Annotated in this window: 1 protein-coding gene; it reads right to left on the bottom strand. The window is 69.2% G+C overall.

Translation table 11 applies throughout. The features are described 5' to 3' along the window. Window positions 1-35: 35 nt before the first annotated feature. Entirely contained in the window at window positions 36-1,214 is a 1,179-nt protein-coding gene (locus QWU11_RS47030) for an IS30 family transposase (RefSeq protein ID WP_290121128.1), read from the bottom strand. Between the last annotated feature and the right edge of the window lie 258 nt (window positions 1,215-1,472).

Raw genomic sequence — 1,472 nt, 5'->3', positions numbered from 1 at the left:
GGCGAATTCTCGGGGTCCTCGCAACACCTGATGGCCTATGTGGCTGTCAGTAGATCACGCAGGCGCTCGGCTGGGGTTTGCCAGCCGAGCGTTTTGCGTGGTCGGGCGTTGAGTTGTTGGGCGACGTGTTCGAGGTCTGCGGGGCTGTGCACGGACAGGTCGGTGCTCTTGGGGAAGTATTGGCGCAGCAGGCCGTTGGTGTTCTCGTTGCTGCCGCGCTGCCAGGGCGAGTGCGGGTCGCAGAAGTAGACCGGCACTCCCGTGGCGAGGGTGAACTGCTTGTGTGCGGCCATCTCACAGCCCTGGTCCCAGGTCAGCGAGCCGCGTAGGTGCTCGGGCAGGGTCTGGATCAGCGGCACCAGCACGTCGCGGACCTCCTCGGCGGTGTGGCCGCCGGGCAGGTGCCCGAGCATGACGTAGCGGGTGGAGCGCTCGACCAGGGTCACGATCGCGGTCTCGCTGCGGGGCCCGACGATGAGGTCGCCTTCCCAGTGGCCGGGAACCGCCCGGTCGGTGACCTCGGCGGGACGCTCGGAGATCATCACCATCTCGTCGGCGAACCGGCTCGTGCGCTGCTGCGGGCTGCGGTGCGGCTTGCGGCGGGTGCGGCCGGTGCGCAGTGCGAGGGCAACCTCGCGGCGCAGCCCGCCACGTGCCTGGACGTAGATGGCCTGGTAGATCGTTTCCGGACTCACCCGCATGCTCCCGTCGTCGGGGAACTCGATGACCAAAGCGTTGCAGATCTGCTCGGGTGACCACCGTTCCCGCAGCTTGTCCGCGACGAACTCGCGCAGTGGACCGTCCTGGGCGAGCTTGGCGTCCTTAGGGCGCGCACGGCCGTTCGCCCATGCCCGCTGGGCCCGATGCGGCCGGTAGACGCCATTGACCGCACGGGCGTCGATCTCGCGCTTGACGGTGGATGCCGGCCGTCCCAGCGCCCGTCCGATCGCGCGCAGCGACCGGCCCTCACGGTGCATGTCAGCGATCATCTCCCGCTCGGTCACCGTGAGGAACCGGGGGTGCAGCACGGCCTCGACGGCCGCGAGGGACGGCTCTGAGCCGTCGGTACCGGTGGTGGTCACACCGGTCTTGTAGTCGATCCGGCGCCCATCGGGGTGCAGGCGCGCGTCGCCGATCTTGCGGATACCACGGTCCCAGTCCCGGGCGGTACGTTCGTGGACTCCGGCCTGTGCCGCAGCCTCACGCCGCCGCACCCCGGCCGCGCGGAGCCGGTCGTATTCCGCCCGCCCCGGATGCCCGCTCGTGCCCGTCTTCCCACGACCACGCACACCGGCCTTCCGCGCCCACCCGTACGCCGTGGCACCATTCACCCCGACTGCCCGAGCAGCCCCCGAGATACTGCCGTTCTCCCGATCCAGTGCCTCGAAGAACCTCGCCTTCAGGACCCCAAAATCCATGATCCCCGCAACTCCCTGAAGATCAGGGTGTTGCGGGGATCGTTAGAACCCGCC

The organism is Actinomadura sp. DC4 (genome assembly GCF_030406325.1).
GTDB lineage: Bacteria > Actinomycetota > Actinomycetes > Streptosporangiales > Streptosporangiaceae > Actinoallomurus.
This window is presented reverse-complemented; position numbering and strand designations above follow the sequence as displayed.